Consider the following 20,785-nt stretch of genomic DNA (forward strand, 5'->3'; position numbering starts at 1 on the left):
CACGCAGACTAGGTGGGTGAGGCCCGACTCGCCGGGCAACGGGGCGAACGGTCGCCGGGCGCGCGGCAAGGCGTCAAAAGTCGACATCAACGGATACCGCTCGTCTGGAAAACATGGAGCGCGGATTGCCGCTGAATTATCGTGGGCGGGTTTTGCAAGACGAGAGCACGATGGATAAACAGGTTGACATGAAGCGGGTGCAGGAGCTGGTGGCCGACCTGCGCGAGCCCAACCAGGCGCATTACTTCGCCGACCTGCTGCTTTGCGCCGCCGTGGGGTGGGTGGCCTTGGTCGTCGCCGTGCTGCCGGGGGCGCCGCTGCTGCGCACGCTCGCCTTCGTCGCGGCGGTGCTGCTGCTCTACCGCACGCTGGCCTTCATCCACGAGATCTTCCACCAGCAGGGCATGAAGGCTTTTCGCCTGACCTGGCATGCGGTCTCCGGCGTGCCGCTGCTCATCCCCTTCATGCTCTATCTGCCCATCCACCAGGGCCACCACAACAAGGCGACCTATGGCACCCGTGAGGACGGCGAGTACGACCAGTTCCAGGGTCGCGCCGGCCTGGCCAGCGCCAAGCTGTTTGCGCTGAACTTCGCGCTGCCGCTGGCGCTGTGGGTGCGCTTCGCCGTCCTGACGCCGTTGGCCGCCGTGCTGCCGCCCATCCGCGAAAAGATGATCCCGGAGTTCGTCCACATGGCCCTGCGTATGCCGTTTCGTGCGCCGGCCATCAAGGAAAGCGCCCGCGCCGAGGCGATGGCGGTCGAGTGGTGGTGCTGCGCCTGGGGCTGGGCGCTGGTGGCCATCGGCGTCTTTGCGGGCTGGGTGTGGGTGGCGGCCTGGGCGCTGCTCGTCGTGCTGATTGCGACGCTGAACACCATCCGCGCGATGGGCGGCACGCATCTCTACGTCGAGGAGCTTGAAGGCCGCGATGCGCGCGGCCAGTTGCTGGACTCGCTGAACGTCGACTCCAACGGCCCGATCTCGGTGCTGCTCTGCCCCGTGGGCCTGCGCTTCCACGCGCTGCACCACGTGGCGCCCTACCTGCCCTATCACGCGCTGCCGACGGCCAACCGCCGGCTGATGGAGCAGCTGCCGGCCGACTCTGAATACCACCAGGTGAGGGTGGGCTCCGTCGCCGAGGGCATCGGCCGACTGCGGCAGGCGACGCGGGCGGTCAGGCCTGCGGCAGGAAAGGTTTGACGACGCCGAGCAGGCGCTCCACGTAGGCTTCCTTCTCGCCGACCGGCGCTGCGTAATGCAACGCGCTGCGCGCGGCGTCCAGCCCGGCGCGCGAGGCCATGACCCACGCGGCCAGGTATTGCGAGGCCAGGCAGCCGCCGGCCGTGGCGATGGGGCCGCGGGCATGAAAGGGCTCCTCGACGACGCGCACGCCGGCCTCGACGACCCAGGGCTTGGTGGTCGAGTCGGTGCAGGCGGGCATGTCCGCCAGCAGCCCGAGGCGGGCCATCAGCAGCGTGCCCGAGCACTGGCCGCCGATGAGCTGGCGCACCGGGTCGAGCTGCAGCCGGTCCAGCAGCGCGCTGTCGTTGGCGATGGTGCGGGTGTGGATGCCGCTGCCAAACAGCACGACGTCGGCCTCGTTGGCGAACTCCAGCGGCTGCTGGGCCGTGACGACCACGCCGTTCATCGACGTCACCTGCGCGTTCGGGCTGGTGATGGCGGCCGACCAGCCCTGGGCATAGAGCCGGTTGATCAGGCCCAGCGCGATGAAGCTGTCGAGCTCGTTGAAGCCGTCGAATGTGAGGACGGCGACTTTCATCACTCCTCCAGCAGGCTCCGGAGCATCCATGCGGTTTGCTCGTGCACTGTCAGTCGCTGCGTCAGCAGGTCGGCGCTCGGCTCATCACTGGCCTTGTCGACCAGCGGGAACAGCGCGCGCGCCGTGCGGGCGACGGCCTCGTGGCCCTGCATCAGCACCTCGACCATCTTCATGGCCTTGGGCGGCGTGGCGGGCGCGTCGGGCAGGCCGCTGAGCTTGGCGAACTGGGCATAGCTGCCGGGCGCCGGGAAGCCCAGCGAGCGGATGCGCTCGGCGATGGGGTCGACCGCATTCCACAGCTCGGTGTACTGGGCCATGAACATCGCATGCAGGCTGTTGAACATCGGGCCCGTGACGTTCCAGTGGAAGTTGTGCGTCGTCAGGTAGAGCGTGTAGGTCTCGGCCAGCAGCTTGGACAGGCCGGCGGCAACCGCGGCGCGGTCTTTCTCGCTGATGCCGATGCTGATGGACGGGGCGGCGGACTTCTTGGCCATGCGGGGGGGCTCCAAAACGGTACGGGGTGAGCCTAACGGATTCGGCCCACCCCGGGGTCAACGGGGTCGTGACGTCAGCTTGCGGGCCGAGCGCAGGGCCGCTCCCAAGCCGGCCCGCCTTGGGCGATGTGCTTGCGGCTCGATGCGGCGAGCATCGCCGTCCCCGCGGGGGACCGGTCAGCCACGCTCGCGTTCAGCGATGCGGGGCTGGACGAGGGGCTCACTGGATGTCAAAGCGGTCCAGTTCCATGACCTTGGTCCAGGCGGCGACAAAGTCCTTGACGAACCTGGCCCTGCCGTCGGCGCTGGCATAGACCTCGGCATAGGCGCGCAGCACGGAGTTGCTGCCGAAGATGAGGTCGGCGCGCGTGCCGGTGTACTTGACGGCACCGCTCTTGCGGTCGCGGCCTTCGAAAATCTCGGCGCTGGCGTCCGTCGGCTTCCAGACCGTGCCCATGTCGAGCAGCTTGACGAAGAAGTCGTTGCTCAGCGTGCCGGGCTTGTCGGTCAGCACGCCATGACTGCCGTCGTCGGCATTGCTACCGAGCACGCGCAGGCCCCCAACCAGCGCGGTCAGCTCGGGCGCGGTCAGCGTCAGCAACTGGGCGCGGTCGATCAGCAGGGCCTCGGTGGACGCACCCAGATTGCCCTTGCTGTAGTTGCGGAAACCGTCGGCCAGGGGTTCCAGCACGGCGAAGGATTCGACGTCGGTTTGTTCCTGGGTGGCATCGACACGGCCCGGCGTGAAGGGCACGTCCACCGTCACCCCGGCAGCCTTGGCGGCCTGCTCGACGCCGACGACGCCGGCCAGCACGATGACGTCGGCGAGTGACGCCTTGCCCGAGGCCTTCTGGATCTCGGCCAGCTTGGGCAGGGCCTTCACGGCGACCTTGTTGACGGCCCAGTCCTTCTGCGGCGCGAGTGCCAGGCGGGCGCCGTTGGCGCCGCCGCGCTTGTCGCCACCGCGGAAGGTCGAGGCCGAGGCCCAGGCGACGGCGACGAGGTCAGCGACGGACAGGCCCGAGGCGGCGATCCTGGCCTTCAGGTCGGCGATGTCGCCGGGGGTGGGGTGATGGCTGGGCGCGGGCAGCGGGTCCTGCCAGATCAGGTCTTCCTTGGGCACCTCGGGGCCGAGGTAGCGCGCCTTGGGGCCCATGTCGCGGTGGGTCAGCTTGAACCAGGCGCGGGCGAAGGCGTTGGCAAAGGCCTGCGGGTCGTCGCGGAAGCGCTGGGAGATCTTGCCGAACTCGGGGTCGAAGCGCAGCGTCAGGTCGGTCGTCAGCATGGTGGGCTTGTGGAACTTGCCCGGGACGTGAGCGTCGGGGATGTCCTCGGGCGCGTTCTTGGCCACCCATTGCTTGGCGCCGGCCGGCGAGGTGGTGGCCTCCCACTCGTACTTGAACAGGTTGTCGAAGAAGTGGTTGCTCCACTGCGCGGGGGTCTGGGTCCAGGTGACTTCCAGGCCGCTGGAGATGGTGTCCTTGCCATGGCCGCCGCCGAAGCCGCTGGTCCAGCCCAGGCCCTGGGACTCGATGCCGGCACCCTCGGGCTCAAGGCCCTTGTGGTGCTCGGGTGCCGCGCCATGGGCCTTGCCGAAGGTGTGGCCGCCGGCGATCAGCGCGACGGTCTCCTCGTCGTCCATGGCCATGCGGCCGAAGGTGGCGCGGATGTCCTTGGCCGCGGCCAGGTAGTCGCCGTTGGCATTGGGGCCTTCGGGGTTCACATAGATCAGGCCCATATGGGTCGCGCCGACGCTGGCAACGAGGTTGCGGTCGCCCTCGAAGCGCTTGTCATCGGCCAGCCACTTGGTTTCGGCGCCCCAGGCCACGTCCATGTCGGGTTCCCAGACGTCCTCGCGGCCGCCGGCGAAGCCCAGCGTGCGAAAGCCCATGGACTCCAGCGCCACATTGCCGGCCAGGATGAAGAGGTCGGCCCAGGAGATGGCCTGGCCGTATTTCTGTTTGATGGGCCAGAGCAGGCGGCGGCTCTTGTCGATGTTGACGTTGTCGGGCCAGGAGTTGAGCGGCGCGAAGCGCTGCTGGCCACGCCCGCCGCCGCCGCGGCCGTCGGTGGTGCGGTAGGTGCCGGCCGCGTGCCAGGCCATGCGGATCATCTGCGGGCCATAGTGGCCGAAGTCGGCCGGCCACCAGTCCTGGCTGTCGGTCATCAGCTTGACGAGGTCGGCCTTGAGCGCCGGGTAGTCGAGCTTGGCGAAGGCCTCGGCGTAATTGAACGCGTCACCGAGAGGGTCGGACTTGCTCGAATGCTGGTTCAGCAGGTCGACGCGCAGCTGGTTGGGCCACCAGTCCCGGTTCGTCGTGCCGCTGCCGGCGGCGTGGTGGAAGGGGCACTTGCCTTCGCTCTTGGAGGTCGGGTCGCTCATGTCTGCTCCTGGTGTCTGGGGGGAGACCGAAGCTTAATGATGACTATTGAGTTTTGGATTTGAATAGAACTAATCTACCAATAGCCAAAATCATCATCAAGCGCCGCGCGGGCGGCGCCCGATGTTGCACCGTCTCGCCCTAAACGCCCAGCCGCGCCAGCTCGCTCTCCACCAGCGCCAGCCACACGCGCAGGCGCTGGCGCTCCAGCAAGCCGAGCTTGGCGCCCTCGCCGCTGGACGCGGTTCGGGCCGACCAGAAACTCGCATCCGCCGCGTCGATCTTGCGCAGCACCGCGTCTTGCAGATGCTTGAGCGGCATGGTGCGGGCGCCCAGCCCTTGAGCGCGGGCGAGCTGGCCGGAGCGCTCCAGCTGCGAGAAGTCGTCGCCGCGCAACTGGTTGAGCACCAGCACATAGCGCAGCCGGTCGCCGAAGCGGTCAAGCAGGCGGGCCAGCAGGTCCACCGAGTCGCGTCCGGCGTCCATCACATGCCAGTACTGCACGGCCACGCCGGCCTCGGCCGCCAGCTCCAGCACGCCGGACTCGTCCATCCAGCGCGCCAGCGGCTCGTGCGTCTGCGCGGCCAGATCCACCAGCACGCGCCGGCCGGGCTCGGCCAGGGCACTCTCGACGATAGCGTCCAGCGCCGCGAAGTTGTCCACCAGCGCCGGCGAGGCGTAGTCGGCATAAAAGCGCAGCAGGGCGCCGTGCGAGCGGTCGGTGTCGAAGCCGGTGAAGGGGATGCCGCGGTCGATCATGTATTGCGCCAGCAGGCGCGACAGCAGCGACTTGCCGACGCCGCCCTTTTCACCGCCAACGAAATGGATGGCGCCAGCCGTGGTGTCAGCGGGAAGGGTGCTCATGGTGAAGGCGGATGTGAAGATGATGCGCAGTAGAACATTGTGCGGCGCAACATGGCTGTTTCAGGCCGTCACTGCGACAGCCGGGTCACACCGTCCAGCTGGCAGGCATAGATGGCATTGCGCAGCGCCGCAGTGGCCTCGTAGCGCGTGAAGCTGCGCCGCCAGGCGAGCACGACGCGTCGCGTCGGAATGGGCTCACTGAAGGGCACGAAGCGCAGGTGCCGGCTCGGCTCGCGCGGCACGCTGAGTGCGGGCACGACGGTCACGCCCATGCCCGAGGCGACCATGTGCTTGATCGTCTCCAGCGACGAGCCCTCGAAGCTGCGCCGTATGCCCTCGGCATCGCTGGAGAAGCGCGCGAACTCCGGGCAGACCTCCAGCACGTGGTCGCGAAAGCAGTGGCCGGTGCCCAGCAGCAGCATGGTCTCGCGCTTGAGTTCCTCGGCGCTGATGGTCTCGCGCGTGGCCAGCGGGTGCACGGCCGGCAGCGCGACGACAAAGGGCTCGTCATAGAGCTGGGCAGTGGCCAGGCCCGCCTCGGGGAAGGGCTCGGCCATGATGGCGCAGTCCAGCTCGCCGGTGCGCAGCATCTCCAGCAGCTTCACCGTGAAGTTCTCCTGCAGCATCAGTGGCATCTGTGGGTAGAGCTCGATGGTGTGCTTGACCAGCTCGGGCAGCAGATAGGGGCCGATGGTGTAGATGATCCCGAGGCGCAGGGCGCCGGCCAGCGGGTCCTTGCCGCGCTTGGCGATCTCCTTGATGGCGCCGGCCTGGTCCAGCACCGACTGCGCCTGCCGCACGATCTCGTCACCCAGCAGCGTGACCGACACCTCGTTGCCGCCGCGCTCGAAGATCTTCAGGTCCAGCTCTTCTTCCAGTTTCTTGATGGCCACCGACAGCGTCGGCTGCGACACGTGGCAGGCCTCGGCCGCGCGGCCGAAATGCCGCTCGCGGGCGACGGCGACGATGTAGCGCAACTCTGTGAGGGTCATACAGGCCTTGCCCCGGCAGCTGACCGCTCGCCATTGCTCGAAATGCTTGTCACATCAAAACCTCATGTCTTTGTCGGCGCTCACCACTCCGATCCGAAGCGCTGCATGGCCGCTGGTCTGGCGCTTCGAGCCGCTGGGGGTGTTGCTCCGCCTCGTGGGCACAAGCCCACATTCGTCGTCGCGCCTACCCAGCGGCCCGCCTCGCCAGTCTCTCGGCCATGCTCAGCCACCGGAGCAAGGCCCGAACGCTACACTGCGGCCGCCTCGGGGGTGGCCCCAGGGTTTTCACTGAGAGGTGGCCATGATTGACCGCAAGCCCATGACCCTGCCGCGCCTGGCGCAGATGCATGCCAGCGGCGAGAAGATCGCCATGCTGACCTGCTACGACGCGGCCTTCGCCAGCCTGCTCGATGAAGCCGGTGTCGACATCCTGCTGATCGGCGATTCCCTGGGCAATGTGCTGCAGGGCCGCGGCTCCACGGCGCCGGTCAGCCTGGAGGACATGGTCTATCACACCTTCTGCGTGTCACGCGGCCACAAGTGGGCCTGGATCATTGCCGACCTGCCTTTCGACAGCTATCACGTCAGCAAGGAAGAGGCCTGGAAAAGCGCTGCGGCCTTGGTGAAAGCCGGTGCCCATATGGTCAAGCTCGAGGGTGGCGGCTGGACGGCCGAGACCGTGCGCTTCATCAGCGAGCGCGGCATCCCGGTCTGCGCTCACCTGGGCTTCACGCCGCAGACGGTGAACGCTTTAGGCGGCTTCAAGGTCCAGGGCCGCGACGAGGCCGGCGCGGCGCGCATGAAGCGCGAGTCGCGGGAACTGGTGGACGCGGGCGCGGCCATGCTGCTGTACGAGATGGTGCCGGCCGCTCTGGCCGCCGAGATCACCGCCGAGTCCCCGGTGCCCGTCATCGGCATCGGCGCGGGTGTGGGCACCTCGGGCCAGGTGCTGGTGCTGCATGACATGCTCAACATCACGCCGGGCAGGAAGCCGCGCTTCGTCAAGGACTTCATGGCCGGCAAGGACTCGGTGCTGGCCGCCGTGAAAGGCTATGTGGACGAGGTGAAGGCCAAGACTTTCCCGGAGAACGAAGTTCATGGGTTCTAAGACGCCGGAACACAGCCACAGAGGCACGGAGACACAGAGGAAAACGTCAATGTCTGCGATATCTCTGTGCCTCTGTGCCTCTGTGGCTTTGTTTGCTTCAGGCTGTTAGCAACATGCAAGTCATCCACACCATCGCCGAACTGCGCGACGCCCTCGCCATCCACCGCCAGCGGGGCTTCGTGCCGACGATGGGCAACCTGCACGACGGCCACTTGCAGCTCGTCAGACAGGCGCGCGAGCTGGTCGGCCCGGCGGGCGCCGTCGTCGCCAGCATCTTCGTCAACCGGCTGCAGTTCGCGCCACACGAGGATTTCGACACTTACCCGCGCACGCTGGAGCGCGACTGCGCGCTGCTCGAAGGCGCGGGCTGCGACATCGTTTTCGCGCCGTCGGAGAAGGAGCTCTACCCCGAGCCGCAGGGCTACAAGGTGCAGCCGCCGACCGAACTGGCCGACATCCTCGAAGGCCATTTCCGCCCCGGCTTCTTCACGGGGGTTTGCACCGTCGTGCACAAGCTCTTCAACATCGTGCAGCCGACGCTGGCGGTGTTCGGCAAGAAGGACTACCAGCAGCTGATGGTGCTGCGCCGCATGACGGCGCAGATGGCCCTGCCCATCGAGATCCACGGTGGCGAGACGCGCCGCAGCGAGCAAGGCCTGGCGCTGTCTTCGCGCAACGGCTACCTGAGCGAGGCCGAGAAGACCGAGGCGCTGCGGCTGTCCCGAACGCTGAAAGAGCTGATCGCCCGCTGGCACGCCGGAGAGCGCGACTTGGACGGGATGGAAGCCCAGGCGCTGCAGTCGCTGCGCGATGCGGGCTGGGCGCCAGACTATCTGACGCTGCGCCGGCAGCACGATCTTGGGGCAGCGGTGGAAGGTCAGCCGCTGGTCGCGTTAGGAGCTGCGAAACTAAGCAGCACCCGTTTGATCGATAACCTTGAAACTTGAAATGACAAAGATTCGACTGCGCCGCCGCCCGCTGCTGGCCCTGGCCGCCGCTTCCCTTGTGCTGACCATGGCCGCCTGCGGTGGCGGTGGCGGCAGCAGCGGTGACCCTGTCACCCCGCCGCCGCCCTCGACGCCGGTCACCCTGACCGTCACGCACAAGGTCAAGATCACGACCTCCATGGGCGACATCGAGCTGGGCCTGGACCACAATCACGCGCCCATCAGCGTGGACAACTTCCTGAAGTATGTGAACGACGGCTTCTACAAGGGCACGGTCTTCCACCGCGTCATCAGGGATTTCGTCATCCAGGGCGGCGGTGTCACGCGCGGGCCGGACGGCCTGCGGGACAAGACGCCGACCTACGCGGCCATCAAGCTGGAAAGCCAGAACGGCCTGTCCAACCTGCGCGGCACGCTGGCCATGGCCCGCACCTCGGTGCCCGACAGCGCCACCAGCCAGTTCTACATCAACACCGTGGACAACACGAGCCTGAACTACGCCAGTGCCGCCAACCCTGGCTATGCCGTGTTCGGCCAGGTGACGGCGGGCATGGACATCGTGGACAAGATCCGTGCGGTCAACACCAATGCCTCGGACGTGCCGCTCGTCGACATCACCATCACCGATGCCAAGGTGATTCCGTAACAAGCTGCGTCCGCTGTCGTCCAGACGGCGGGCCGCTTCGTTAGGCAGGCCCCTTCACCTCGCGGGTGTCCTGCCATGTTCAAACGTCTCGCCACCTTGTTGCTGGTCACCGGCTCGGCCACCCTGTTCAGCGCCTGCGGCGGCGGTGTCGAGATCGAAGTGGGCGGCGGAGGCGGAGGCGGAGGGGGCGGCACCCAATACCCGCGCCCCAATCCCAACCCGAATCCGCCCACGCAGTCATGCAGCCCCGCAGGCCTGGCCGCGTCCGCCGCGAGCCAATGGGGCACGGTCTGCATGCTGACGAGCAGCGGCGAGATCGTCGTTGAGCTCTACGACACCTACGCGCCGCTGACGGTGGCCAACTTCTACAAATACGTCTCGGCGGGCTTCTACACGAGCACGCTGATCCACCGCGTCGACCGCGACTTCGTCGTCCAAGGCGGTGGCTACACAAGCGGCATGGTCACCAAGACGCCGCTGTATGCGCCGATCAAGCTGGAAAGCAACAACGACCTGTCCAACCTGCGCGGCACCATCGCCATGGCCCGCCGCAGCGATGCGGACTCGGCGACCAGCCAGTTCTTCTTCAACGTGAAGGACAACACCAGCCTGGATTACCAGAGCGCTGCCAACCCGGGCTATGCCGTCTTCGGTCGCATCATCTCCGGCCTCAACACGCTGGACGCGATCAACGTCGTGCCGACCTACACCTACAGCTCGACCGACATCGAGCCGCGCACCGAGGTGCTGGTCTACTGGGCCCAAAGGTTGAAGTAAGGTCTGAAGTAGGCCCGTCCGTCCTGGCGGCTCGCCATTCGTCAGCGCGGCTTGCCGTTCGTCATCGGGCCCGGGCAGCCCGGCCTGGACATGGCCAACATGCCTCCATCACAACCTTGATGGAGAAGACGCCATGACCCGCAAGACCTCGTGGATCGGCCTGTTCGGCGCCGCCGTGGGCATCGCCACCGCCCTTTGGGTGAGCAACACTCAGGCCGCGACGACCGAGTTCCGTGACTTGCGCGTGGACCTGGTCGGCCAGGGCCGGCCGGTCGTCATGATCCCTGGCCTGAACAGCGCGGCCAGCACCTGGACGGAGACCTGCGCTGCCCTGCAGCCCGGCGTGCAATGCCACATCGTGCAGCTGCCCGGCTTTGCCGGCGCGCCTGCGGTGGTGACGGACAACTTCCTGGCCGGCATGCGCGACCGCCTGCTGGCCTACCTGGACGACCGCAAGCTCGACCGACCTGTCGTCATGGGCCACAGCCTGGGCGGCGTGCTGGCCCTGCAGATGGCGGCCGAGAAGCCCGGCCGCATCGAGCGCCTCGTCATCGTCGACTCCCTGCCCTTCCTGGCCGGCCTGCGCGGCATGACGCCCGAAGCTGCGCGCGGCATGGCGGCTGGCATGCGCCAGCAGATGCTGGCCGGCTCCAAGGAGCAATGGGAGGCCGGCACCCGCCAGGGCGCGGGTGGCATGAGCCGCAACCCGGCCAACGCCGAGCGCATCGTCGGTTGGGGCCTGGCCAGCGACCGTGCGACAACGGCTCAGGCCATGTCCGAGCTGTGGGGCGACGACCTGCGCCCGCTGCTGCCCCGCATCACTGCGCCGACGCTGGTGCTGGGCGCCTGGGCCGCCTACGAGCCCATGGGCTCGACGCTGGAGAGCACGAAGAAGATCTTCGAGGCCCAGTACGCCGGCCTGAACGGCGCCAAGGTGTCCATGAGCCAGCGCGGCTATCACTTCCTCATGTGGGACGATGCCGACTGGCTGGTTGGCGAGGTCAAGGGCTTCCTGGCCGCCGGCAAGTAAATCGAGAGGGCTGAGGGGCATGGACACGCGCAAGCGGATGGGGGTGCAGGCGCTGCTGTGGGGCGGCTATGTGGCCATCTCGCTCGCGATGGTGTCGAGCTTCCAGCCGCTCAACGCCTCCTTCGTCTTTGTGATGGGCTGCGTCGGTGGCGGCTTGTGGGCGGCCAGCGAGGGCTTGCGCGCCCTGGCCCTGCGCCGCGCCTGGCTGGACCGTTCGCCACCCGCCCTGCTGCTGCGCCTGGCCCTGTTGCCGCCGCTGTTCGCCCTGGCAGTGCAGGTCGTGCTCTTCGCCATCAACTGGGCCGGGATCTCGCTCGGCCTGCTGCGCTTCCCACCCAATGTGCCGCAAGGCTGGCTGGTGCTGCTGAGCTACACGGTCAACACCACCATCATGCTGTGGCTGTGGATGGCCGTCTGGATGGGCCTGCAGATGCTGCACCGCTGGCGTGTCGGCGAGGTCGCCAAATGGCAGGCCGAGGCCGCCGCGCGCGAGCTGGAGCTGCAGGTGCTGCGCGCCCAGATCAACCCGCATTTCCTGTTCAACGCACTGAACAACCTGCGTGCCCTCATCAACGAAGATCCGTCCCGTGCCCGCGAGATGCTGAGCCGCCTGTCCAACACGCTGCGCCACACGCTGCAGCACAGCGCCAAGGAACGCGTGCCGCTGGCCGACGAGCTGGCCGTCGTGCGCGACTACATCGCGCTGGAGCAGCTGCACCATGAGGAGAGGCTGCGCGTGGACTGGCAGGTCGACCCGGCCACGGCGGGCGCCAGCGTGCCGCCCATGCTGCTGCAGCTGCTGGTGGAGAACGCGATCAAGCATGGCATCGCGCGCACGGCCGGTGGTGGTGTCGTGGACATCCATATCGGGCGCGACGGCGGCAAGCTGAGCATTGCCGTCGACAACCCAGGCCAATGGAAGCCGGGGTCGACGGACAGCACCGGCCTGGGCCTGGCCAACTTGCGCGAGCGCCTCGCGCGCGCTGGCGGCGACGGCGCGGGCTGCCGCATCGCGGCGGCCGACGGCCGCGTCAACGTCACCGWGGAACTGAACGCATGAGGATCTACATCGTCGAGGACTCGCGCCTGGCCCGCCAGGAGCTGCGCACGCTGCTGGCGGCCATCCCCGATGCCGACATCGTCGGCGAGGCCGCCGAGCTGGCGCCGGCGCGCGAGGCCATCGACACGCTGCAACCGGAGCTGCTGCTGCTCGACGTGGAACTGCCCGGCGCCACCGGCTTCGACCTGCTCGACCAACTCGAACACATGCCGCTCGTCGTCTTCACGACGGCCTATGACCAGCATGCGCTGGCCGCCTTCGAGCGCAATGCACTGGACTATTTGCTCAAGCCCATAGCCGCCGACCGTCTGGAAGCGGCGCTTGCCAAGGCCCGCGATCGCCTGCGTCCCGCGCCCGTCGCAGCACCGGCGACAACGCTCAAGGGCGTCGACGACATGGTCTTCCTGCGCGATGGCGAGCGCTGCTGGTTCGTGCGCCTGGGCGAAGTGGCCGGCTTCGAGGCCTGCGGCAACTATGCCCAGGCCTGGTTCGACGGTCAGCGTCCTCTGATCAACCGCACTCTCACCAGCCTGGAAGAGAAGCTTGACCCCCAGCTCTTCTTCCGCGCCAGCCGCAGCCATCTGATCAACCTGCGCTGGATCCAGGGCATCCAGCCCTGGAGCAACGACGGCTATCGCGTCACGCTGCGCGATGGGCATCAGGTCGAGGTGTCGAGGCGGCAGGCCAGGCTGCTGCGCGAGAGGCTGGAGCTGTAGCGGCTGTCAGCGCACGGCCTGTCCCAGGCGTTGCGCAGTTCGTCGCATGCCGCGGTCACCTGCGGCGGACATTGGCGACGATCCGCCTTCCTCAACACCTGACCCCACAACTCGAATGAACCGTCTCACAAGCTCTCTCCTCGCCCTGGCTTGCGCCGCCCTGCTCAGTGCCTGCGTCTTCGCACCGCCGGCCGGCTCATCCAATGCGTTTGATGCCGACGCCATGGCCAAGAACACCGAACGCGCCGTGGCTGCCTGTGGCGCCGGCAACGTGAAGGAAGTCAACGCGAAGAGCTTCGTCTGTAAGTAAGGCCTCCCACCTTCTCAGGCCTTCAGAAACTCCGCCTTTGTTCCGAGCCAGCGCGCGACCTGACGTCGCGCCGCCTCGGGATGCTCATCCAGCAGCCTGGGCGCCAACGCGCGCGCGGCGACCAGCAGGGGTGCGTCCTCCTGCAGATCGGCAAAGCGCAACAGCTCAGCGCCGCTCTGGCGCGAGCCCATGAACTCGCCCGGGCCGCGGATGTCCAGGTCGCGCCGCGCGATCTCGAAGCCGTCGGTCGTCTCCGCCATGGCCTTGAGCCGTGACTTGCCCGTGTCGGACAGCGGCGGGCTGTAGATCAGCACGCACACGCTCGCCTTGGCGCCGCGCCCGACGCGGCCGCGCAGCTGGTGCAGCTGCGCCAGGCCGAAGCGCTCGGCATGCTCGATGACCATAAGGCTGGCATTGGGCACGTCCACACCGACCTCGATGACGGTGGTGGCCACCAGCACGCGCATTGCACCCGCGGAGAACTGCGCCATGACGGCCGCCTTCTCGCCCGCGGCCATGCGGCCGTGCAGCAGGCCCACGCTGCAGCCCGGCAGCTCCCCGCTCAGCTCGGCGTGGGTCTCGGTGGCATTGCGCAGGTCCACCGCCTCGCTCTCCTCCACCAGCGGGCAGACCCAGTACACCTGGGCGCCGTCCGCCACCGCCATGCGGATCTTGTCGACCACGTCGTGGCGCTTGGACTCGGTGAACAACTTGGTCACGATGGGGCTGCGGCCGGGCGGCAGCTCGTCGATGGTGGAAACATCGAGGTCGGCGAAATAGGTCATCGCCAGAGTGCGGGGGATCGGTGTCGCGCTCATCATGAGCAGGTGGGGCTCCAGGTCCATCGCCTTGAGCTTGTTGCGCAAGGCCAGCCGCTGCGCCACGCCAAAGCGATGCTGCTCGTCAATGATGGCCAGGCCCAGCCGGGCGAACTTCACCTTGTCCTCGATGACGGCATGCGTGCCGATGACGAGCTGGGCCTCGCCCGAGCCGGCGGCATCGAGCATCTTCTGCCGCGCCTTGCCCTTCACGCTGCCGGTGATCCACGCGACCTTCAGGCCCAGCGGCTCCAGCCACTGCACCAGCTTGCGGAAATGCTGCTCGGCCAGGATCTCGGTGGGTGCCATCAGCGCGCACTGCCAGCCCGCGTCGATGGCCACGGCCGCGGCCAAGGCGGCGACGACGGTCTTGCCTGAACCGACGTCGCCTTGTAGCAGCCGGTGCGTCGGCTGTGGCCGGGCCAGGTCCTGCGCAATCTCCTCGGACACGCGCTGCTGAGCGCCGGTCAGCTGGAAGGGCAGGGCCGCGAGCAGCTTCTCGTGCAGGCCACCAGGGTGGGCGCGCAGGGCCGGCGCCGCCAGCAGTGCACGTTCGCGCTGCGCCTGCAGCTGAGACAACTGCTGAGCCAGCAGCTCCTCGAACTTGAGCCGCTGCCAGGCCGGGTGGCTGTGGTCTTCCAGCGCAGCCAGCGAGGCGCTGGGTGGCGGGTGGTGCAGGTAGTGCAGTGCGTCCTTCAAGCCCGGCAGCCCCTGCGGTACGACGCCGGCCGGCAGCAGCTCGCGCAGGTCCGCACGCGCCAGGCCCGAGGCCACGGCCTTGCGCAAATAGGCCTGCGGCAGTTGCGCCGAAGCCGGATAGACAGGGGTCAATGATTGGGCCAGCGGCGTGTCCTCGTCGACGACCTTGACGACGGGGTGCACCATTTCGCGGCCGAAGAAGCCGACGCGTGCCTCGCCGCGCACGCGCAGCCGGGTGGCCGCCGACATCTGCTTTTGCTGCGAGGGGTAGAAGTGCAGGAAGCGCAGCAGCAGCGTGCCGGAGTCGTCCTTCACGCGCACCAGCAGCTGGCGGCGGCTGCGCAGCTCCACCTGGCAGTCGACGACGACGCCCTCCACCTGCGCCGGCTCGTTCTCGCGCAGCGCGGCAATGGGGATCAGCTGGGTCTCGTCCTCATAGCGCATCGGCAGGTGAAGAGCCAGGTCGATGTCGCGCAGCAGGCCGAGCTTTTCCATCGCTTTCTGCGGTGCGGACTTGGCTGGCTCGGGCATGCCGGCATTTTGCGTTCGTAAAGCAGCGCGCCGACCGCCCGGCGTCGGGAGCCTCGAACCCCTCATTCGAGCGGACGAAGCCAACGCCATGCCCTCCTTTTGCATCACAATCCGGCCCGACAAAAACAGCCCGGATCGGGGCCAGGGAGGGTCTGCAATGCAGAAGTTGACGCTGCGCGTGCGCGCTTTGGGAATGGGAATGCTGGCTGCCGCCGTGCTCACGGCCTGCGGTGGTGGCGGTGGCGACAGCACGCCTCCCCCGCCGCCGGCACCCACCGTCATTCCGGAAAACCTGGCCATCACCGCCCCGGCCACGTCCGATTCGGCCACTGCCGTGGCGTTCGGCAATTCGGCCGGTACGCTCACCGGCCTCAAGTTCCAGTGGGACTTCGGCGACGGCAGCACCAGCACGGATGCCGCACCCAGCCACAGCTTTGCCAGCGGTGGCGAGTTCGATGTGGTGCTCAAGGTCACCAACGAGGCCGGCAGCAGCCGCGAGACGCGCACCAAGGTCGCGATCACCAACATCGCCAACGTGCGCGGACTCGAGTGCACCGGCGCATCGAACACCGGCTGGTGCTGGCAAAACCCCCGACCGACGGGCAATCACGTCAACACCGTCTATTTCCTGAACGCCACCACCGGCTGGCGTGGTGGCGAGAGCGGTGAAATCTTCAAGACGACCGATGGCGGTGGCACCTGGGTTCGCCAGAATTCGGGCGTCAACGCGGCCATCTACGGCATCAAGTTCTTCGATGCCCAGACGGGTTGGGCCACGGGTGCCTTCGGCGCACTGCTGCGCACGACCGACGGCGGCAACACCTGGACGGTGTCCAAGTTTGGAGACCCTTCGTACTACCTGAGCAGCGCTGACCTGGGTGTCATCACCGCCGTCGACGCCAAGACGGTCTATATCGGTCGGCCTGGTATCAGCAACGGCGGCACGGGGCTGTTCTTCACCAGCACGGACGGAGGTCTCACCTGGAAGACCATCACTTCGACGCCTTACCAGATCACGTCAAGCGGCAAGTTCTGGCTCATCCAGAACAACAGCGTCCGCGTGTCCACGGACGGTGGCCAGGCCTACACCAGCTCACTCGATCTCAAGCTCCCGCCGACGTCTTACTACTTCGAGGCTGCCACCATGCTGGCGCAGGATGACCAACATCTCGCGGCCTACACGCGGACGTCCAGCTACGACTACACGACGTACCGGTACGTCTATGCCGAGACCGTGTACACGACGGTGGATGGTGGCGCCAACTGGTCCAAGGTGGACCTGCCGGGCGGGACGACGGTGGGCATCCAGCGCCTGTATCAGGTCTCGGTCGACGCCAAGACGCTGGTGGCGAGCGGCAACAACGGCCTGATCCGCAGCACCGACGGCGGCATGACCTGGACCACGCTGGCCGGACCTCCGGCCGAGCCCTATTACTACTCCTTCTCCTACATTCCGATCGGCGGCAGCGACATCATCGCCAGCAACTACTCGACCCTGTGGTTGAGCCGTGATGCGGGCCAGACCTGGGCCAAGATCAGCATGCCGGGTGGCGTGAACTCCTTTTCCTATTCGAGTGACAGCTTCCGGCGCGTCGACACCAGCAGCCTGCTCGCCTCGGACGGCCAGGGCGCGATGTACCTGAGCAAGGACAACGGCCAGAACTGGACCAAGGTCTTCACGGCTGTCGACAGCGGCGGCTACTACGGCCAGATGGCTGTGGTGGGGTTCGGCGATGCCAAGAACGGCTTCATGACCGACGCCACCAACAAGTCCTACGCCACCAAGGACGGCGGCATCACCTGGGAAGTCAAGAGCGTCGGCTTCAACGGGGCACGCTCCGTTCAGTTCGTCAACAAGCAGACGGGCTGGTTGGTTGGCAACGATGGTCGACTCTACAAGTCGACCGACCTTGGCCAGAGCTGGACGAATGTGCCGACGGCGTCGGGTGTGAGCTTGACCGGTGCCTACTTTCAGACCGAGACGCTGGGCTGGTCGCAGCGCAATTCGGGGGCCCAGTTCGCCTACACGCGTGATGGCGGCAAGACCTGGACCGAAATGACACTGCCCAATGGCGTGATGTCTGTGCGCCTTGGCGAGCAGTCCTGGGTGGCCGTGGGCAACATGGGGGGCGTCTATGTCTCCACGGACTCTGGCGCGACCTGGAATGCTGCGTACACCGGCACCACCTCCACCCTCTATTCGCTGGCGTTCACTGACGCTAAGACGGTATGGGCCGTGGGTTCCGAAGGCACGCTGCTCAAGTCCGAAGATGCGGGAGCCAAATGGACCCTGGTCAAGCTGCCCAGCAGCAATGGCCTGCTGCGCGACATCAAGTTTGCCAATGCCAAGGTGGGCTGGATCGTCGGAGACGGCGGACTGATCCTGGCCACGCAGGACGGCGGCAAGACCTGGCGGCAACAGCCCAGCGGCACCAACCTGGCGCTGAGCYCCATTCAGGTGGTTGATGCCAATACGGCCTGGATCACGGGTGCCAATGGCCTCGTGCTGGCCACCGGCAACGGCGGCAACTGACGCCGCCGGCAGCGCTGCTTCAGCGGAAGTAGCGCTGCCTCAACCGCTCATAGCGGCCGTCGCGCTTCATCGCGTCCAGCGCTGCTTGCAGGCGTTTCACCAAGGCCGGGTCGGCCTCCGGTCGCAGGCCGTACCAGTAGGCGCGGGCGACATCCAACTCCATGACCGGCTGCAGCGTGGCGTAGGCCAGCTTGTGCTGGCGCATGGCCCAGGCGGCGGCCCAGTCCAGCAGCACGACGAACTCCATGCGGCTGGCCAACAGCTTGCGCACATTGGTGGCGTCGTCCAGCCCGTGCTCGAGCTCAATGCCCGGCCTGAGGCCGGCCGCCTGTAGCAGGCGATCGGCCGCCGAGTCGCGCACGACACCGATGCGGCGCTCGCCCAGTTCACTGAGCTGGGGCAGGCTGAGGTCGCCGCGCTTGGTGAGCCGGTAGATCAGCACGCGCCGCGGCGCGATCGGCCCGACCCACTGGAACTGTGACTCGCGCTCGGGCGTGCGCGTCAGCGAGAACAGCACGCTGGCGGGCTGGGTCTCGGCCATCTGCACGGCGCGCTGCCAAGGCAGCACCTGCAGTTCCAGTGGCAGGCCGACGGCGGCCGCCATCTTGCGCAGCAACTCGACGCTGAAGCCTCGAACGTCGGCGCCGTCCTGGTAATTCAGCGGCGCCAGGTTTTCGGTGAAGCCCACCAGCGCGCGCTCGGCCGGCGCCGCGACCGCCACGGCGGGCAGGCCGAAGACAGCGGGCAGGGCGAGACAGGTACGGCGCTTCACGGGGCCGCGAGTCTAGGGTGACAACGCTGACGTCCGTATGACCAAGCGGCCGGCGGTGTGGAATAAGACGCGGTCGGCCCGATGGGACAATGCGTCCTCCCTTTGGCACGGGTCTGTCCGGCCCTCCAACGCGCCTCATGAGCTCCTCCCCAGCCGCCGCCTACACGGTCGCCGACTTCGATTTCGACCTCCCCCCCGAGCTGATCGCTCAGCACCCGGCCTCCGAGCGCAGTGGCTCGCGTTTGCTGGACGCGAGTGGCGCCGACCTCGTGGATCGCGTCTTCCGTGAGCTGCCCGACCTGCTGAATCCTGGCGACCTGCTGGTCTTCAACAACACCCAGGTCATCAAGGCGCGTCTCTTCGGCGTGAAGGCGACGGGCGGTTCGGTGGAGGCCCTGATCGAACGAGTCTTGCCAGGTACCCAGGAAGTCTGGATGCATCTGCGCGCCAGCAAGAGCCCCAAGCCGGGCAGCCGCGTGCGGTTTGCCGATGCCTTCGATGCCGAAGTGCTGGGCCGCTGCGGGCCGGACAACGGCCTCTTCCATCTGCGCTTCGCCGGCGACCCCTTCGCGTTGCTGGAGGCGCACGGCCATGTGCCGCTGCCGCCCTACATCGCCCATGCCGACGGCGAAGACGATGTGCGCCGTTACCAGACGGTGTTTGCCAAGGAGCCCGGTGCCGTCGCCGCGCCGACGGCGGCCCTGCATTTCGACGAAGCCCTGCTCGCCCGCCTGGCCGAGCGTGGCGTTGCGAGCGCCCATGTGACCCTGCATGTGGGCGCCGGCACSTTCCAGCCGGTGCGCGTCGAGCAGCTGGCCGACCACAAGATGCACAGCGAATGGTTCGAGGTGCCGCCGGCGACGGTGGATGCCGTCGCCGCCTGCCGCGCGCGAGGCGGCCGGGTGGTTGCCGTCGGCACGACGACGCTGCGTGCCCTCGAATCGGCGGCGCGGGGTGGCCAACTCGAGGCCGGCGCGCGCGAGACCGACATCTTCATCACGCCAGGTTTCCAGTTCCGCGTCGTCGACTGCCTCGTCACCAACTTCCACCTGCCCAAGAGCACGCTGATGATGCTGGTCAGCGCCTTTGCGGGCTACGAGCGCATCAAGGCGTTGTACGCCCATGCGATTGTCGGGCGCTACCGCTTCTTCAGCTATGGCGATGCGATGCTGCTGGATCGACAGCACAAGGGCTGACACATGAAGAAAGCAGTCGTCGTTATTGGCGCTGGAGGAAGCTTTGACTACGGTCTGCCGACCGGCGATGCGCTGCTGACTGAGATCACGGAGCTATGCGAGGCTGCTTCGAGCAACGGCCCCAGTCGAAACAATGCCGAGCTGTTTGCTAATTTGGTGGACCTGGTCTTTCAAGGACGAGTCCAACCTGCGGAGTTGCGCCGACAACTTGGGAGCATGGCTCAGCTCATTCGCGGCCAAATGCCGCCCAGCATTGACTGGTTTCTTGGTCAGGAATTCGCTGCGAACTACGCGTCATTTCGCGAGCTCGGGATGCTGGCGATTGCATGGTGTATTGGTGGCGCAGAGCAGCATTTGAGCGATCAAAACGATCCGGTTCCTTGTAGCTCTTCCGGCGTTAACACGCAGCCCAGGCCCCATTGGTACAGGACGTTTTGGCAGTCATTGGCGATCCGCGACGTTGACGACTTTCAGCGATTGCTCGATGAGGATCGTCTTCGCATCATCACGTTCAATTACGAGCGAACCTTCGAGCAGTTCTTGCTCAATCGCCTGCGTGCGTTGCACCTAGCGCGAATCGGGGATGCTGCTTGGCAAGTCGATGTATTGAAGCAGTTGAAGCAATTGGACGTTTGCCATGTTTACGGCTCGCTTGGCGACCTGCGGCAATTGCCGCTTGGGAAAATCGCGGCCGAAATAAAGCACGGGCAGCTTTCGCACAACCTGACCTCCGTTGTGCAAGCTGCGGCTAGGCAACTTCAAGTCATTGCCCACGAAAGGACTGGCAATGAAGGCGTCAATTTCGAGAAGGCGCGTAGCTGGATTGAGCAGGCGGATCGTCTTGTATTCCTCGGTTTCGGGTTTGATGAGACAAACATCAAAGTGAACCGCCCCGGGATCTATGGAGGCCCGTTGGCTTGAGTCAGACCGCTGCGGTCTGAGACTCAAGAATTCGATAGTAGTTGGCCTCGAACTCTGCCGGCGGCACATGGCCGAGGGGTTCGAGCAGGCGGCGGTGGTTGAACCACGACACCCATTCGAGCGTGGCAATCTCCACCGCCTCGCGCGTCTTCCAGGGCCCGCGCCGGTGGATCAGCTCGGCCTTGTACAGCCCGTTGATCGTCTCGGCCAG

General features: G+C 66.8%; 20 protein-coding genes. 12 read left to right on the forward strand and 8 right to left on the reverse strand.

The annotated features are described in order from the left end of the window. Window positions 1–170: 170 nt before the first annotated feature. Window positions 171–1,199 carry a fatty acid desaturase family protein gene (locus tag ACXJKJ_RS20995; RefSeq protein ID WP_162247827.1) on the forward strand — a complete coding sequence of 343 codons (1,029 nt, stop codon included), beginning with the start codon at window positions 171–173 and terminating at the stop codon, window positions 1,197–1,199. Here ACXJKJ_RS20995 and ACXJKJ_RS21000 read toward each other — a convergent pair. From ACXJKJ_RS21000 to ACXJKJ_RS21020, 5 genes are all read right to left on the reverse strand, one after another. Next, on the reverse strand, window positions 1,174–1,779 hold the full coding sequence (locus ACXJKJ_RS21000) for an AraC family transcriptional regulator (protein ID WP_457352144.1): 606 nt from the start codon (window positions 1,777–1,779) through the stop codon (window positions 1,174–1,176). The two genes, ACXJKJ_RS20995 and ACXJKJ_RS21000, sit on opposite strands and share 26 nt — an antisense overlap. Then, the gene (locus tag ACXJKJ_RS21005; protein WP_056200854.1) at window positions 1,779–2,273 is read right to left on the reverse strand and encodes a Dps family protein; all 495 of its coding nucleotides are present in this window, start codon (window positions 2,271–2,273) and stop codon (window positions 1,779–1,781) included. Before ACXJKJ_RS21005 ends, ACXJKJ_RS21000 begins: the two co-directional genes overlap by 1 nt. Window positions 2,274–2,493: 220 nt before the next feature. Beyond that, complete coding sequence (katG, locus tag ACXJKJ_RS21010; RefSeq protein WP_457392138.1) at window positions 2,494–4,656, reverse strand: catalase/peroxidase HPI; 2,163 nt, start codon at window positions 4,654–4,656, stop codon at window positions 2,494–2,496. Window positions 4,657–4,795: 139 nt separating this feature from the next. Then, window positions 4,796–5,518, reverse strand: coding sequence for a mobilization protein (locus ACXJKJ_RS21015; RefSeq protein ID WP_457392139.1), 723 nt, complete (start codon window positions 5,516–5,518; stop codon window positions 4,796–4,798). A gap of 68 nt (window positions 5,519–5,586) precedes the next feature. Next, window positions 5,587–6,510, reverse strand: a complete 924-nt coding sequence (locus tag ACXJKJ_RS21020) for a hydrogen peroxide-inducible genes activator (RefSeq protein WP_457392141.1) — start codon at window positions 6,508–6,510, stop codon at window positions 5,587–5,589. Window positions 6,511–6,811: 301 nt separating this feature from the next. Between ACXJKJ_RS21020 and panB the strand changes: the two genes are divergently transcribed. The 8 genes from panB to ACXJKJ_RS21060 all read left to right on the forward strand — a co-directional run bounded on the left by panB (window position 6,812) and on the right by ACXJKJ_RS21060 (window position 13,104). Continuing rightward, on the forward strand, window positions 6,812–7,618 hold the full coding sequence (gene panB / locus ACXJKJ_RS21025) for a 3-methyl-2-oxobutanoate hydroxymethyltransferase (RefSeq protein ID WP_457392143.1): 807 nt from the start codon (window positions 6,812–6,814) through the stop codon (window positions 7,616–7,618). A 113-nt stretch (window positions 7,619–7,731) separates the two neighbouring features. Continuing rightward, a complete protein-coding gene (gene panC / locus ACXJKJ_RS21030) occupies window positions 7,732–8,565 on the forward strand; it encodes a pantoate--beta-alanine ligase (protein WP_457392145.1) in 834 nt (277 codons plus the stop codon). Window position 8,566: 1 nt separating this feature from the next. After that, window positions 8,567–9,211, forward strand: coding sequence for a peptidylprolyl isomerase (locus ACXJKJ_RS21035; RefSeq protein ID WP_457352156.1), 645 nt, complete (start codon window positions 8,567–8,569; stop codon window positions 9,209–9,211). A gap of 75 nt (window positions 9,212–9,286) precedes the next feature. Continuing rightward, the gene (locus ACXJKJ_RS21040; protein WP_056200835.1) at window positions 9,287–9,988 is read left to right on the forward strand and encodes a peptidylprolyl isomerase; all 702 of its coding nucleotides are present in this window, start codon (window positions 9,287–9,289) and stop codon (window positions 9,986–9,988) included. Window positions 9,989–10,121: 133 nt separating this feature from the next. Next, window positions 10,122–11,018 carry an alpha/beta fold hydrolase gene (locus tag ACXJKJ_RS21045; RefSeq protein ID WP_457392147.1) on the forward strand — a complete coding sequence of 299 codons (897 nt, stop codon included), beginning with the start codon at window positions 10,122–10,124 and terminating at the stop codon, window positions 11,016–11,018. A 19-nt stretch (window positions 11,019–11,037) separates the two neighbouring features. After that, entirely contained in the window at window positions 11,038–12,078 is a 1,041-nt protein-coding gene (locus ACXJKJ_RS21050; RefSeq protein WP_457392149.1) for a sensor histidine kinase, read from the forward strand. Then, window positions 12,075–12,794: a LytR/AlgR family response regulator transcription factor gene (locus tag ACXJKJ_RS21055; protein WP_457392151.1), complete on the forward strand. Its 720-nt coding sequence runs from the start codon at window positions 12,075–12,077 to the stop codon at window positions 12,792–12,794. The genes ACXJKJ_RS21050 and ACXJKJ_RS21055 overlap by 4 nt, the downstream gene beginning before the upstream one ends. A 115-nt stretch (window positions 12,795–12,909) precedes the next feature. After that, window positions 12,910–13,104 (forward strand): hypothetical protein, encoded by a 195-nt coding sequence (locus ACXJKJ_RS21060; protein ID WP_056200823.1) that lies wholly within the window; start codon window positions 12,910–12,912, stop codon window positions 13,102–13,104. A 14-nt stretch (window positions 13,105–13,118) separates the two neighbouring features. Here the strand turns inward: ACXJKJ_RS21060 and recG are convergent, their stop codons facing one another. Continuing rightward, window positions 13,119–15,152 carry an ATP-dependent DNA helicase RecG gene (recG, locus tag ACXJKJ_RS21065; protein WP_457392154.1) on the reverse strand — a complete coding sequence of 678 codons (2,034 nt, stop codon included), beginning with the start codon at window positions 15,150–15,152 and terminating at the stop codon, window positions 13,119–13,121. A gap of 157 nt (window positions 15,153–15,309) precedes the next feature. Between recG and ACXJKJ_RS21070 the strand changes: the two genes are divergently transcribed. Then, window positions 15,310–17,685, forward strand: a complete 2,376-nt coding sequence (locus ACXJKJ_RS21070) for a YCF48-related protein (protein WP_457392156.1) — start codon at window positions 15,310–15,312, stop codon at window positions 17,683–17,685. Between the two features lie 19 nt (window positions 17,686–17,704). Here the strand turns inward: ACXJKJ_RS21070 and ACXJKJ_RS21075 are convergent, their stop codons facing one another. Further along, entirely contained in the window at window positions 17,705–18,457 is a 753-nt protein-coding gene (locus ACXJKJ_RS21075; protein ID WP_457352166.1) for a substrate-binding periplasmic protein, read from the reverse strand. Between the two features lie 137 nt (window positions 18,458–18,594). Here ACXJKJ_RS21075 and queA point away from each other — a divergent pair, with 137 nt between their 5' ends. Both queA and ACXJKJ_RS21085 read left to right on the forward strand, forming a co-directional pair. After that, window positions 18,595–19,653, forward strand: a complete 1,059-nt coding sequence (gene queA, locus ACXJKJ_RS21080; protein ID WP_457392159.1) for a tRNA preQ1(34) S-adenosylmethionine ribosyltransferase-isomerase QueA — start codon at window positions 18,595–18,597, stop codon at window positions 19,651–19,653. Window positions 19,654–19,656: 3 nt separating this feature from the next. Then, window positions 19,657–20,574 carry a hypothetical protein gene (locus ACXJKJ_RS21085; RefSeq protein ID WP_457392162.1) on the forward strand — a complete coding sequence of 306 codons (918 nt, stop codon included), beginning with the start codon at window positions 19,657–19,659 and terminating at the stop codon, window positions 20,572–20,574. Window position 20,575: 1 nt separating this feature from the next. Here the strand turns inward: ACXJKJ_RS21085 and ACXJKJ_RS21090 are convergent. Further along, window positions 20,576–20,785, reverse strand: a 210-nt coding sequence (locus ACXJKJ_RS21090) for an IS3 family transposase (RefSeq protein WP_457392165.1), incomplete at its 5' end; no start/stop codon positions are given.

It is taken from the genome of Roseateles sp. P5_E1 (assembly GCF_054049335.1).